This window comes from Clostridium frigidicarnis, assembly GCF_900111985.1.
Lineage (GTDB): Bacteria > Bacillota > Clostridia > Clostridiales > Clostridiaceae > Clostridium_Z > Clostridium_Z frigidicarnis.
In genome coordinates this window covers 1-13085 of sequence record NZ_FOKI01000008.1, presented here as the reverse complement: position 1 = coordinate 13085, position 13085 = coordinate 1, and the positions used below count along the sequence as shown (strand labels likewise).

The 13085-nt window shown below is 26.2% G+C and carries 12 protein-coding genes; 11 read left to right on the top strand and 1 reads right to left on the bottom strand.

Annotation, left to right across the window (positions count from 1 at the left end; genetic code table 11):
• Nucleotides 1-426 precede the first annotated feature (426 nt).
• The 4 genes from BM119_RS06410 to BM119_RS06395 all read left to right on the top strand — a co-directional run bounded on the left by BM119_RS06410 (nucleotide 427) and on the right by BM119_RS06395 (nucleotide 4858).
• A complete protein-coding gene (locus tag BM119_RS06410) occupies nucleotides 427-1251 on the top strand; it encodes a phosphatase PAP2 family protein (protein ID WP_090039908.1) in 825 nt (274 codons plus the stop codon).
• Between the two features lie 278 nt (nucleotides 1252-1529).
• Nucleotides 1530-2075 (top strand): sigma-70 family RNA polymerase sigma factor, encoded by a 546-nt coding sequence (locus BM119_RS06405; protein ID WP_090039907.1) that lies wholly within the window; start codon nucleotides 1530-1532, stop codon nucleotides 2073-2075.
• Nucleotides 2068-3525, top strand: coding sequence for a DUF4179 domain-containing protein (locus tag BM119_RS06400; RefSeq protein WP_090039905.1), 1458 nt, complete (start codon nucleotides 2068-2070; stop codon nucleotides 3523-3525). Before BM119_RS06405 ends, BM119_RS06400 begins: the two co-directional genes overlap by 8 nt.
• A 94-nt stretch (nucleotides 3526-3619) precedes the next feature.
• On the top strand, nucleotides 3620-4858 hold the full coding sequence (locus tag BM119_RS06395; RefSeq protein ID WP_090039903.1) for a chloride channel protein: 1239 nt from the start codon (nucleotides 3620-3622) through the stop codon (nucleotides 4856-4858).
• Between the two features lie 348 nt (nucleotides 4859-5206).
• Here BM119_RS06395 and BM119_RS06390 read toward each other — a convergent pair whose 3' ends face one another.
• Nucleotides 5207-5794: a hypothetical protein gene (locus BM119_RS06390; RefSeq protein ID WP_090039901.1), complete on the bottom strand. Its 588-nt coding sequence runs from the start codon at nucleotides 5792-5794 to the stop codon at nucleotides 5207-5209.
• 398 nt (nucleotides 5795-6192) lie between these two features.
• Here BM119_RS06390 and BM119_RS06385 point away from each other — a divergent pair, with 398 nt between their 5' ends.
• From BM119_RS06385 to BM119_RS06355, 7 genes are all read left to right on the top strand, one after another.
• Nucleotides 6193-7104, top strand: a complete 912-nt coding sequence (locus tag BM119_RS06385) for an ABC transporter ATP-binding protein (protein WP_090039900.1) — start codon at nucleotides 6193-6195, stop codon at nucleotides 7102-7104.
• On the top strand, nucleotides 7098-7844 hold the full coding sequence (locus tag BM119_RS06380) for an ABC transporter permease (protein ID WP_090039898.1): 747 nt from the start codon (nucleotides 7098-7100) through the stop codon (nucleotides 7842-7844). Before BM119_RS06385 ends, BM119_RS06380 begins: the two co-directional genes overlap by 7 nt.
• A gap of 21 nt (nucleotides 7845-7865) precedes the next feature.
• Nucleotides 7866-8585, top strand: a complete 720-nt coding sequence (locus BM119_RS06375) for an ABC transporter permease (protein ID WP_090039897.1) — start codon at nucleotides 7866-7868, stop codon at nucleotides 8583-8585.
• Between the two features lie 54 nt (nucleotides 8586-8639).
• A complete protein-coding gene (locus BM119_RS06370; RefSeq protein ID WP_090039895.1) occupies nucleotides 8640-9359 on the top strand; it encodes a response regulator transcription factor in 720 nt (239 codons plus the stop codon).
• Nucleotide 9360: 1 nt separating this feature from the next.
• On the top strand, nucleotides 9361-10764 hold the full coding sequence (locus BM119_RS06365) for a sensor histidine kinase (RefSeq protein WP_090039893.1): 1404 nt from the start codon (nucleotides 9361-9363) through the stop codon (nucleotides 10762-10764).
• A 431-nt stretch (nucleotides 10765-11195) separates the two neighbouring features.
• The gene (locus BM119_RS06360; RefSeq protein WP_090039891.1) at nucleotides 11196-12359 is read left to right on the top strand and encodes a class I SAM-dependent methyltransferase; all 1164 of its coding nucleotides are present in this window, start codon (nucleotides 11196-11198) and stop codon (nucleotides 12357-12359) included.
• A 511-nt stretch (nucleotides 12360-12870) separates the two neighbouring features.
• Nucleotides 12871-13085 (top strand): hypothetical protein (locus BM119_RS06355; protein WP_143087302.1); only part of this gene is annotated, 215 nt, incomplete at its 3' end.

The following is a 13085-nucleotide window of genomic DNA, read 5'->3' as shown; positions in this document are numbered from 1 at the left end:
TATCATTTATAATTTTGTAAGTATATTAAATATAGCAATATAAATTTATGGTTGGAGAAATTTTTCCAACCATATTATTTTTAGTAGTAAAATTATAACTAAGGCAATAAGGCATTACATTGGTAATTTATATAGTTCTTTAAGTTCAATTGAAAATGTAATGTATAAGGATATATTGATAGATTTAAAATCTATATTAATTTAAATGAAGTAATCCCTAAAACATTGTGAGTAATAAGGATATGTCATCTTTGGAGTAAACATTTATTAAAGTATATAACAATTAGAAAAATTATATGTAGAAATTTTAGAACAAAGAAAACAATATATCCATAAGGTATAACTAAGATAAGTTATTGACTATGTACTATATTTACAGTATTTAAACTATTAGTGGTATATGGTAAACAATAGAGGGGGATTATAATGAGTTATAATTGTTGTATATTAAAAAATAGATGGGACGCAATTCCGTATCCAGAAAGTAATCTTACACCAATTGGAGAAACTCCTAGTGCAGGAAGTTGGCCATTATATTATTTTAAAAGGGATGTCAACGGCGGATTTACTGATTTAAATGGAAATCCTATAGCCTTTAATATTAAAACACCACAACAAAGTGATGGATTTAATACAATTGAGTTACAACAAGTGATTGAAGCTTCTAAAAATCTAACTGAAGATCAAAAAACTATTGCAAGCTATTGGGGGTTAGGTGTGCCTCAAAATCAATTTATTCCAACAGTACAATGCCTAATAAACACTTATTTAGTTCCACCAACTTTGGCAACAAGAATATATAGTGTATTATATACAGCTCTAAATGATGCTATGGTAATATGCTGGTATTACAAATATGCTTATCAAATACCAAGACCAGTACAATATAATCATAATTTTACACCATATTTAAAAACACCTATGCATCCAAGTTATCCAGCTGGACACTCTGTTTTTGCTGGATGTGTTGATGGAATATTATCATTCTTTTTCCCAAAGGAATCTTCTAAGATAACTAATTTATGTAATGAATGTTCTATATCAAGACTTTATGCTGGAGTGCATTATATGTTAGATTTATCTGAAGGTCACAAGTTAGGATTAGACATTGCAAATAGAGTATTAGAAGAAATAAGAAATTCAAAGGATGAATATGGAGTAACGGTTAATATTATATTTAACCAATATAAAGATGCAAACCTAATGCCACCACCATATAAACAAATAGATTATTGTGGTGGTTGTAGATAAATAATTATACGCTTTGTATTAAGTAGTATATAAGATGGAATTTTGAATAAATTAAAAAAGCTTCAGTAGAAATAAAAATATACTGAAGCTTTTTTTGTATGTATAATAAAAATTAAAGTTAATTTGTACTTACATAATTATAAATACAAGTTTTAATAGCGTAAAGACATATAAAATTATATTTTTAGGAAGAAATATATACAAATTATTAAATTTTTGAAACCTACCTAAGAATTGGAGCATCTAAATAGATGTAAGAACTTTAGGAGGTGTAAAGATTGGAAATAACTATAGAAGGGAGAGGGGCTTCTTTGGAATTTACGGAAGTGACTTTAGCTAAAAAAGGAAGTAAGGAAGCCTTTGCAAGCATTATAAGAAAAAATGAAAAGACTATGTACCGTGTGGCAAAGAACTATCTTTCAAGAAATGAGGATATCCTTGATGCCATGTCAGCAGCTACTTTAAAAGCTTTTGAAAAAATAAATACCTTAAATAAAGAGGGGTATTTTAAGACTTGGCTTATAAGAATATTGATTAATGAATGCTTAATGATAATTAGAAAAAGCAATAACGAAGTTTTAGAGAATGATGAGTTAGTTTTGAACAAGGGATATAAAGATAGCTATGAAAATATAGACTTAAAGAGAGCTTTAGAGCTACTACCTAAAAGCATTAGAATAATATTAACTTTATATTATTATGAAGATTTTTCTGTTAAAGATATAGCTGGAGCTTTAGATATGAATGAAAATACGGTAAAGACTAAGTTAAAGCGTGGCAGAGAAAAATTATATAGTATTTTAGGGGAGGATTATCATGAGTAAGGATATTAATAATAAATTAGACCATAGCTTTGAAGATAAAGACAAAAAGGTTAGAAGATTATTTGAAGAAAATAATAGTACGGAAGATGATTTTAACTTGGATGAGTTTTTTAAGAAAGAATTTAAGAATGATGATGATTTAAAGGTACCTAGTGAAATTCATAATGGGTTGGAGGAGATACTACTTAATCTACCACAAAAAAAGAAAAGTAATAAAAAGAGAGGGGCATTAATAGCTGCATCTGTTGCAGGAACCTTGTTTATAACATCATTATTTACTATACCATCTTTTGCTGAGAGTCTACCTTTAGTAGGAGATTTCTTTAAGGTTCTTCATGAAACTAGCGGTCAAAAGAACATAGTTGAAGAAGTAGAGAAAAATAGTAAAGAAGTTATAGGTACAGCAATTGATAAAAATTTAGAAGTTAATATGTATTCAGTAATTGGAGATAGCACAGGTATGACTATAGCATATTCGGTAGAAAGTTTAGATGAAAGTGTTGATTTGCCTCAAGTTTGGAGTTGTGACATATATATTGATGGTAAGCAATACGACCCCGATATTGACAACATTATTCATGAAGAAAAAGATGGATTGCACTACTATATTACTAGATTAGAAATAAAGGATTTACCAAATAAATTTAACTATAAAATTGATATGAAGAATATAACCAATGTATATGGACTGTGGTCATTTAGTGGTACAGCAGATATTAGCAATTTACAAGAAGATACTATAGTAAAAGATATCAATGAAACGAAGAATACCATTATTGGAGAAGTAACTGTAAAATCAGTAATTAAAACTCCTTTATATATTCAAATACAGTGTAAATATCCAGAGCAATCATTAAGAGAGTCTAATGAAGATGATAATGACAATAGATATTATAAAACTTTTAGGTTAAAGTATGATAGATTTGATAAACATAGAGATTCTATATTTATTCGTGGCTCTGAAGATGGGGATAGGAGAATATTAATTGCAAACTTTGATAAAAATGTTAAATATATAGATTTTGTAGCTGAAGAATATTTTACAGGAGAAGCAAATGTTAAGGAAATAAATATTAAGGATTCCATAGATAAAGTTGTTTATGATGAAAAAGATGGTTCTATAAAAATACTTGATTATAAAGAAGAAGGAAATAAAAAGTTAGTTAGGGTTAAATTAGATAAAAAGTTAGTTAGGGTTAAATTAGATAAAAAAGTTAGAAATGGTTTATATAATTTAGCATATAGATTAGTTTGTGGTGAAAGGGTAAATAAATATGGTGATATTATAAATGGAAGGGTGGCAGGAGTACCTAAAGAATCCTTTGATAAAAATGAATATGAGTTGTGGCTAGAGTATGAAGGAGATAAGTTCTTTATTAATGGAGATAGAACAGGAGAATATTCAAAGTTTGATGAGAACAATAAAATAAGAATAGATTTAACTAGGTAACAAATAGATTTTTATAAACTAAAGAGGTATGTATAATTATTATTTTATGTTAAGATAATAATTATACATAGAGGGTAAGGAGAAAAAATATAACATGATTCAATATTTAAAATTAAGTATTTTAATATTATATAGTACAGTCATAGGAGCCGTTGTTGGTTTCTTAACATGGTTTTTTTTATCTGTGCTTAATTTTACAACTAAATTTTTGTGGATTACATTACCAAATTTATTTTATATTCAAAATTGGACTTTACTATTATGTTTAGTAGGAGGAGTTGTAGTAGGTATATGTCAAAAGAAATTTGGTAATTATCCTCGAAAAATGGATGAGGTCCTAGCTGAATTTAACAAAACTAAAAGAGTTGATTATAAATCATTACCTAAGGCTACAGTAGCTGCACTTTCATCTCTTTCCTTTGGTGCTAGTCTTGGACCAGAGGCGGCATTGGTTGGAATAGTAGGAGGTCTTTCTACATGGGCAGGAGATATTCTTAAATCTTTAGTTAATAAAAAGCAAGTTATAAAAGAATATGGAAATATATTAACAGAGTATAGTATAGAAACAACAATTGGTATGATTTTTCGAGCACCACTATTTGGACTTACTACATTCTTTGAGGATAAAAAAGATTCAAAGTTTATAAAAATAATAAAAATAATTGTATATTTAATAACTACTATTGCAGGTTTTGGGGTGTTTATACTATTATCCAAAATAGATAATAGGGAACTTTCTATAGTTAATTTTGGTAAAGCTACAGTGGGTAAAAATGAAATTATAGCCATAATACCACTTATATTTATAGGGGTGTTATTTTCAATGTTATATGAGTTTTTTGGATATATTATTCATAAGGCAGTTAAGCCACTTGAAAATTATAAAGTAATAAAAGCAGTTATTGGTGGTTTGGCACTAGGGTTACTAGGTACCCTTCTTCCCAATATTTTATTTTCAGGGGAACATCAGCTAACAAAATTAGCAATGGAATGGAAAGAGATGTCTATCTATTTGTTGTTCATAACAGGAATGGCAAAGTTATTTATAACAGAGTTTTGTTTATCAACTGGATGGCGTGGAGGACATATATTTCCAGTTATCTTTGCAGGGGCAAGTATAGGATATGGAATTGCTATGTTATTTTCAATAGATCCAGTAACGTCAGTTGCACTTGTAACTACTTCAATTACAAGTAGTATACTTAAAAAACCAATAGCAGTTGTACTTATTTTAATCTTTTTCTTCCCAATAAAGTTAATTATACTAATGATATTGGCAGCGTATATTCCATTGTATATATTTAAACTTAGGAATAAAGGGTTCAATAGGTAGTGATTAAAATAGACAATGATTTAGAAAATCTTTAATAATATAGATAATTTATTATAATGGAGGTATCAAGACTTGTTTTGATATCTCCATTATTTATTTGATAATATAACTACACAAATATTTACTGATTCTAAAAGAGTTTTTTCCATATTATTTATAATTTGATTACTCTATTTAGTGTGATTAATTACAAAATATATTAAAAGATAATTATATGTAGACAATAATATACATTATAAGATTTGTATTAGATATGAAATAATAAAAGAGAATGTAAGTATATTTGTTTTGAACAAATATACTTACATTCTCTAAGTGTTACCCGTTTTTGATTCAACTATATGGTTTTTATATATTAATTAACTCTAAATTTTCTCTTCTGTTATCAAGTGGATTAAGATTTATGTGATGTATAGTTTTATTTTCATCAGGATTCATAAGAACTCTATCTAAATGAATTCTGCCATTTAGAGTGTTAGCTATAACACAACTTTCACCATTTACTTTGTGGTTAACCCAAGTATACTCATCATTTATAATAGTGTCTAAATCTTCAATAGAAATTAAAGCTTTTGAACTTATATTGCCATATTTATCTTTTAAGATTATAGCAACTGTGTCTTTGTCGATTGTTTCAACTTCATTTAAAGCATTTCTTTTGAATATCTCTAAGTTGCATCTTCTATTATCTAAAGTGTCGCCATTAATATGTTGAACTGGTGTAGTTGCAGTAGTATCCATAATAAGGGTTTGTAAACTTTGTTTTAAAGGCTTAGATTTTTTATTAACTTTCGTTGAACTTATATTTTGAACTAAGTAATTGTTAAAATCTTTATGCCATTCTGCAAACCAAGTTCCAGCACTTTTTACTTTCTCTAAATCAGCAGTATTGATTTTAGCTATAAGTGGAGTTCCATTTTTCTTTAATATAGTCATTAATGTAAAGTTATCTTTGATTTCAAATTTATTCTCTGTATTTTTGTAATTAGTATTTATAATAGGACACCTCTTTCTATATATAAAGTATTTTTAATACTATCTACCTATTATAACAAATTAACGCAATAAAAGATATTAAAAATATAGAGTTTATATTAACATAAATAGAGTGAGGTTAACAGTTATAGTGTTATTAGAATCTACATAATTATCACGGTTTTGCAAAGTTTAATAAGTTTCATTTTGATAATACTTTAAAGTTAATAAAAGGATACTATAAATAATTTAAGCTAAGATCCTAAAATTAAGGAAGAATTAAGGTTAACTAAATTTAGGGTTAAATTAGAAGGATTATACTTTACTTGTAAGTTAAAGATGATTTAGGGGGAGAAAAAATGAGTAATTACATAGTAGAAACAAAAGAATTAACAAAGGATTTTAAAGATTTTAAGGCGGTAAATAATTTAAGCTTAAGAGTCAAGGAAGGAACAATTTATGGATTTTTAGGACCAAACGGTGCAGGGAAATCTACAACGATAAGAATGTTATTAGGCCTAATTAAGGCAAGTTCTGGTGAAGTACATGTGTTTTCAAAGGATATTAAAACACATAGAGAAGAGATACTTAAAGATGTAGGTGCTTTAGTAGAAAGTCCTTCATATTATGGACATTTAACTGCCTATGAAAATTTAGAAATAACGAGAAAAATTTTAAAACTTTCTAATGAAGATATTGAGAGAGTTCTAGAGTTTGTAAAGCTAACACAAGTTAAAAACAAGAAAGTGAAAGAATTTTCACTTGGAATGAAGCAAAGACTTGGAATAGCACAATCATTAATGGGAAATCCAAAATTAATAATTTTAGATGAGCCAACCAATGGATTAGATCCTTCAGGTATTCAAGAAATTAGAGAACTAATAAAATCATTACCAAAAGAAAGAGGAATTACAGTTATAATTTCTAGTCATATTTTAAGTGAAATAGAACTTATGGCAGATGAAGTTGGAATTATAAAAAAAGGTCAATTAATATATCAGGGAAGTATAGAGAGTTTAAGAAAAGATAGTGGTTCTAACGTATATGTGGAAGTTTCAGATAAAGAAAATGCTATAAGTTTGATTAAAAAAAGAGGTTATAGAGTTAATGAAGAAGAGCAAAGATTAGTAGTTAAAGGTGAAAAATTAACAGCTTCAAAGTTATGTAAAGAGTTAGTGTTAGCAGGCTTTGATGTTAATTATTTATCATGTGAAGAAAAATCTTTAGAAAATATATTCTTAGATTTAACTAAGGAGGGAAAGGTATGTTAAAGGATTTAGTTATAAATGATATTTTTAAACAGAAGAGAACTATGCTAATGATTATGGTTGTGGCTATACCTGTTTGTTCTTCATTACTTTTATTTATTGATTTTATTCTTAGATATGAGAGCTACCTATTTCCATTAGCTAGTCAAAAGGGTATAACATCATGGCAAATGTTGTTAAAAGAACAGAGTCTAGTTTTTTTCAAAGAATACTTACCTTTATTTGGAGCAATGATTTTAGGATCAATATTTGATAATGAATATAAAAACAATGGGTGGACATTAGCTTTAACTCAACCAGTTAGAAGAGAAAGGATAATCTTATCAAAGTTTATAACTAGCTTAATATTTATGATGATTGCTTTACTGATAAATTTAATATGTTTAATTTTAATAGGAAAGTTTATGAAGTTTCCAGAAAATATAGATTTAGTTTATTTTTTTAAAATGCTCAGTATTCAATTTTTAGCAGTTATGTCTGTTATGACAATTCATTTATTCTTAACATTAAAATATAAAAATACTTTGATTTCAATAGGAATAGCTGGAGTTATATGTATTACATCATCAAATTTATTTTTTAATGGGAGTAGTATAAGTAATTATAATCCATATTCATTTGCATCATTTTCTTCATATGTAGTTCCTTTTAGTTTAAAGACAATAGGGATAATCGCATTAACATTAACTATATCAGGAATAGTATTTATATTGAGATTCTTCAATAAAAAAGAAAGTTATTAGTTATACAAGGGGGAATATATTATGGAATTATTTAAAGCTGAATTATTAAAAATAAAACATACATCTGTTTTTCAATTAGCAGTATTTTTACCAATGATATCAATAATAATGGGAGTGAATTTTTATTCAAATATGAAAGAGCGTATGACAGATATGTTATCTTTAGACGTTGTATCATCAGTATCATTTATATCATTTGTAGGTTTTCTACTACCATTAATTATAATATATGTAGCTATAACAATAGGTAGGATTGAAAATATAAACAATGGATGGAAACAAATTTTAACAATGCCAATTAAGAGAGAAAATTTATATATAGCTAAATATTTAGTTTTACTTTTAATATTTACTATATCGATAGTTTCATATTTAGTTGAGTACACCATAGGAGTGTATTTAATTGGAATTAAAGATATAATTCCAATTAATGAGATTATAAATATGGTATATGTTTTTGTAGCATCACAGCCTTTTATATGTTTATTATTTGTATTATCTAATAGATTTAATTCAGTATCAGTACCTATAGGAGTGGGAATGACATTTGTTCTTTCATCAGCAATTATAGTGCAATCAAAATATTGGATATATGCACCATGGACTTATGCCTTAGTGGTAGGACAACAAGGCTTAAGCTTGATTACTGAAATATTACCTATAATTTCAGTAAGTTTAGTATTATTTGCAATTATCTTCTTTTTTGATATTGTAAGTTTTAAGAAAAAGGATATTATTTAAAGACAAATTTGTAGTATAATGTAAAATATGAGACTATAAAGGGGTTGCTTTAAAATGATAACAGAATATACTTTATTAGATAAGAAGATACTATTAGTTGATGATGAGGAGCAATTGATTAGTCTTTTAGAAGAGGTATTGAAAAAAGAGGGGTTTAAAAATATATATAAAGCAGTTAATGGGGTAGATGCTATCTTAACCTCAAAAGATATAGAACCAGATATTATACTTTTAGATGTGAATTTGCCAGATATAGATGGATATATGGTATGTGATAAGATTAGAGTATTTTCCTTTTGTCCTATTATATTTCTTACAGCTAAAGGAGATGATGAAGACAAGCTAAATGGTCTTGAAGCTGGTGGGGATGATTATGTAACCAAACCATTTAATATAAAAGAGGTGATACTAAGAATAAAAGCTCAGCTTAGGAGAAACAGCTATAATCCATTAGAGAATCATGAAAAACAAAATACATTAACTTTTGGTGATATCACTGTAAATGAAGAAAATGGCGAAGTTTCAAAGGGTACTAATCTAATAACATTAACAGCAAAAGAATATCAATTATTATTATTTTTAGTTAAAAATCCAAATAAAATATTTAGTAAGAATAATCTTTGTGCTAATATATGGGGATTTGACTATGATGGATATGATAATACAATAATGGTACACATAAGGCACTTAAGAGAAAAAATTGAGGATAACCCAAGTAAGCCTAATTATATAAAGACTTTGAAAGGATTAGGCTATAAGCTTGTGGTTAAATAATATGAAAAAAAGATTAACACTGCAGTTCCTATTTTGGAATATAATTATTATATATATAGTTCAATTTATATTTTTTTCCGTAAACTTACTTGCTGTACATAAGGGATTCTCTTTTTCAAATAAGTTTTATAATTTTACTTTTAGTCCTAGTGAAGTTTGTGAACAATACAAAATTAAATTATTAAATAGTAGTGATGATTTTAATTTAAATAATGAGAATATAAAAGTTTTAACTGATAATAATGTTTGGCTTCAGGTATTAGATGAAAGTAATAAAGAAATTTTTAATATTAATAAGCCTCAGGAAATTCCAAAGGAATATTTAGCTGGAGATCTTGTACAGTATTCAACTAGGGGATATAAAATGCCAAAACCATCAACAATTTCAGCTAAGACATTTGAAAAGAATGGACAAAAATACAGTGTTATTATGGGGTTTTCTGCAAACGATACATTTACCTATACCTTAGATTTTACAGATGAAGCATTTAAATTTTATGAAGCACTTATATTATTAACTTTTCTTTTAACAATAATTGCAGGATATTTATTCAGTAGAAAACTTGCAACACCTGTCTCAGATATAATTAGTAATATTAAGTTATTATCTAAGGGAGATTTTAATATTAAGACTAAAAAGAAGATAGGGTTATATAAAGAAGTTAATGAGAATCTAAAGAATTTAGCAAATGTATTATATGAAAACCAACAAGAAAGAAAAAACATGTATAAGCATAAAGAAGATTGGATAGCAAACATAGCTCACGATTTAAAGACACCATTAGCTTCTATAAATGGATATGCTCAGCTTTTAGCTAATAAAGATTATGAAATAGAGGCACAGGATGCTAATAGATATGGAGAAATAATTATAGATAAAGCAGCTTATATAGAAGATTTAATTAGTGATCTCTCCTTAATTTATAAGTTTAGGAATAAGGTGGTTCCTATTAAATATAAAAAAGAAAATATATTAGATATTATAAGAGAAACAGTAATAGATATATTGAACAATCCTATTTATGAGGATAGAGATATTAATATAGATTACGATTCAGAGGAAATATATTTATTGTGTAATAAGAAATATATAAAGAGGGCTTTAAACAACTTTATATTTAATGCGTTAATTCATAACCCTAAGTATACAAGACTTGATATTAATATTTCATCTAAAAATGGTGTTGTTTTAGAAATAAAAGATAATGGAAATGGTATAGATAAAGAAGAATTAAAAGTATTATTTAATAGATATTACAGAGCAAGCAATACTGGAGAAAGTCACAAGGGATGTGGACTTGGAATGGCAATAAGCAAAGAGATAGTAGAGATTCATAATGGACAAATAGATGTACATAGTGAACTTAATTTAGGTACAACAATAATAATTTCTTTTAAAAATTAATTAGCATATTTTAAATAGGATATCATAAGATTTTATTTTGTGACATCCTATTTTTATATTTCGGCAACTATTGAATAAACATTAATATGTATATAGTAAAAATATAAGGATTTTACATTAATAGAGTTGATATATATGGCATCATTATTGTATTATTGTATAGAAAATTAATTTAGGCACATTTAAAATAAAGGTAAAATTAGATTTTAAGTTTTTAATGTATAAGAAATTATGAAAAATTATGGGATTAAGAGGCTGACAAAATGTAAGATTAGAGATATTTTTAAAATTGAGAATTGAAGAGTGATAATTGAGAAAACACGTGGTTTTCAACTATAAATGTAAATTATCAATTCTCCATTTTCAATTAAAAAGAGGTGTAGTCACCTTTGTTATATGTGCCTTAAAAATAAATGATAAGGTGTGTTAAAATGGATGATTTAAATAAAGCAATTAATGAGATTATAAAGGAAGATATTATAAAACTAGTTGTTAGTAATAAAACGAATAAAGAAGCTACATATAATAAGATAACATTTGAAGTAAAAGAAAATGATAGAAAAAAGTATTATCAAATAGAGAAATTCGCTGATAAGCAAGTATTCCATGAAAATATTGATACAAATGTTTTAGAAGAAAAAGTTTTAAGATATGTATCAGTTGGATATAAACAAGTTTCAGCTTGGTCAAGTGACAATACATTTGATATAAAAATCTCTAAAAAAGGTAAAATTCTTTTTAATAAGAAAAAAAGTGATAATACAAAACTTATTAAAAAGGAGCATAATAAAGAAAAAAACTATATTCTTAAAGAGGGAATGATTATAGAGCCTCTTATAGATTTAGGGATTTTTACAAAGGAAGGTAAAGTAGTTAATTCAAAGTATGATAAGTATAAGCAAATAAATAGATTTGTAGAAATTATTGATGATGAAATTAAGAATAATGATTTCAAAGAACTTACTATTTTGGACTTTGGATGTGGTAAGTCTTATTTAACATTTGTATTATATTATTATTTTGTAGAAATTAAAAAAATTAATGTAAAAATGATTGGCTTAGATCTTAAAGCTGACGTAATTAACAAATGTAATGATATAGCTAAACGATATAACTATGAAAATCTACATTTCGAACTTGGAGATATAAACGGATTTAAATATAACAATAAAGTTGATATGGTAATTACATTACATGCTTGTGATACAGCTACCGACTATGCTTTATATAATGCGATAAAGTGGAATAGTAAAATGATTTTCTCTGTTCCTTGTTGTCAGCATGAATTTAATCACCAGATGAAAGCAGAATCATTATCTATATTAACAAAGTATGGAATAGTACAAGAGAGAATTGCAGCTCTTATGACAGATTCAGTAAGAGCCAATTTACTAGAATCTATAGGATATAAAACTCAACTTCTAGAATTTATAGATATAGCACATTCTCCTAAAAACATATTAATTAGAGCATCAAAGAATCATATATCTAAGGAGAAAAAGGCAAAAGCATTACAAGAAGTGGAAGATTTAATGGGTCAATTTAATCTTGATTCAACATTATTTAATTTATTAAAGAAAGATAATTTAATTTAAAAATTTATAAATTTAAGTTAAGAGGATAATAACAAAATGATTTTTAGTCATTTTCTTATTATCCTTTTTAATTTCGTGTTCGGTTCATAAAACTAAAATAGAATAACAGAATCAAAAGTAAATGTAAATATTGATGAATATGATATTAGAAAAATAAATACAAATCAAGATGTATCAGTAAGATTAAATGCATATACAGATAGGATTAGGTTATAAAATTGAGGAAAATTAAATGAGAAAAAAAGGTATTGAACTTTTTAAATTACTATTATAAGAAGTAAAAAGAATATTAATAATAACGATTGATTCTAATTAAAGTATTAAAAATAACTTTTAAATTTATATTATAAAAAAATTAGTCATTAAATTAAAAATTTAATAATAAATTACAAATAATTAAGAAAACATTTATTAAATAGATATATCTTTATTATTGTAACAATAAAAAAAAATCTTGCGTATAATACATAAGGAAGTTTTGTGAAAAAATATATACTAAGGAGAATATAATATGCCAAATAATTTAGTGTTTAATAGTGTTGCATCAAAATTATTGGTTTTAATAAATGGTCAAGATTCACTGGGTAATGCAAAGCCAATAAAAGTAGATAATAATGGAATGATTCAACTATCCACAGTAACAGTAACAGCTCTAGACTTAGATATTAGAAATTTAAGTGGAGTAACAGATAGCGTATTAATATCAAACGCCTCAGTAACAGTAAC

Coding starts and splice junctions, on each gene's coding strand:
- BM119_RS06410 (WP_090039908.1), top strand. CDS start 427: ATGAGTTATAATTGTTGTATATTAAAAAATAGATGGGACGCAATTCCG.
- BM119_RS06365 (WP_090039893.1), top strand. CDS start 9,361: ATGAAAAAAAGATTAACACTGCAGTTCCTATTTTGGAATATAATTATT.
- BM119_RS06390 (WP_090039901.1), bottom strand. CDS start 5,794: ATGACTATATTAAAGAAAAATGGAACTCCACTTATAGCTAAAATCAAT.
- BM119_RS06370 (WP_090039895.1), top strand. CDS start 8,640: ATGATAACAGAATATACTTTATTAGATAAGAAGATACTATTAGTTGAT.
- BM119_RS06400 (WP_090039905.1), top strand. CDS start 2,068: ATGAGTAAGGATATTAATAATAAATTAGACCATAGCTTTGAAGATAAA.
- BM119_RS06375 (WP_090039897.1), top strand. CDS start 7,866: ATGGAATTATTTAAAGCTGAATTATTAAAAATAAAACATACATCTGTT.
- BM119_RS06380 (WP_090039898.1), top strand. CDS start 7,098: ATGTTAAAGGATTTAGTTATAAATGATATTTTTAAACAGAAGAGAACT.
- BM119_RS06360 (WP_090039891.1), top strand. CDS start 11,196: ATGGATGATTTAAATAAAGCAATTAATGAGATTATAAAGGAAGATATT.
- BM119_RS06385 (WP_090039900.1), top strand. CDS start 6,193: ATGAGTAATTACATAGTAGAAACAAAAGAATTAACAAAGGATTTTAAA.
- BM119_RS06395 (WP_090039903.1), top strand. CDS start 3,620: ATGATTCAATATTTAAAATTAAGTATTTTAATATTATATAGTACAGTC.